This window comes from Alcanivorax sp. HI0044, from assembly GCF_001634945.1.
Genome location: NZ_LWEZ01000146.1, coordinates 1 through 727, shown reverse-complemented (window position 1 = coordinate 727; position 727 = coordinate 1). Strand labels below are relative to the sequence as shown.

The following is a 727-nucleotide window of genomic DNA, read 5'->3' as shown; positions in this document are numbered from 1 at the left end:
GATGATGGCACCAACGTGGGCTTCTACATGTTTGTTGCGGATACCGCCGGTGATCTGAGTGCGGGCAACCTCTATGCCGCCAAATGGAACCAGACATCGGCGGCGGGTATCGGTGAGGCGGATCTGGAATGGATCAGCCTGGGCCATGCCAGCAACAGCGATATCGAAGCGCTATTCGCCAGCCCGGATGAGCCGGCATTCGATGACCTGTTCGAAACCGCAGCCATGACCGGTGAGGATTGTCCGGATGGTTTCACTGCCACCGCATCCAATGGCAATAAGGAATGCCTGAAAGTGAAGCCCGGTATGGAGTTGGCGGCATCCCGTCTTGAGACTCGCCGCTATGCTGCGTTGATGGGGGCGACCACAGAGTTTCGTAAAGAAGAAGGTGTGACCTTCGACCCGGATGGCGGCAAGCTTTATGTGGCGATGAGTGAAGTGGGGCGTGGCATGGAAGATAACTCTTCCAACGATCTGTCCACGATCAATCATGTTCGTATTGCTGAAGCTAACAGCTGCGGTGGTGTGTATGCACTGGATGTTGGTAGTGATGCCGGCATCGGCTCTGATTACGTGGCGCAGAACATGAAAGGCTTGATTGCCGGTCAGCCTGCCAGCTATTCGGCTGGCAGCCCGTTTGCGTCTTACTCCTGTGACGCAAACGGCCTGGCCAATCCGGATAATGTGACCTTTATCACCGGTTACAACACGCTGATTATTGGTGAGG

The 727-nt window shown here is 55.4% G+C and carries 1 protein-coding gene; it reads left to right on the top strand.

Annotated features, from left to right (window positions below; all coding sequences use genetic code 11):
- Window positions 1-727, top strand: a 727-nt coding sequence (locus tag A3730_RS01770) for an alkaline phosphatase PhoX (RefSeq protein WP_156500786.1), incomplete at both ends; no start/stop codon positions are given.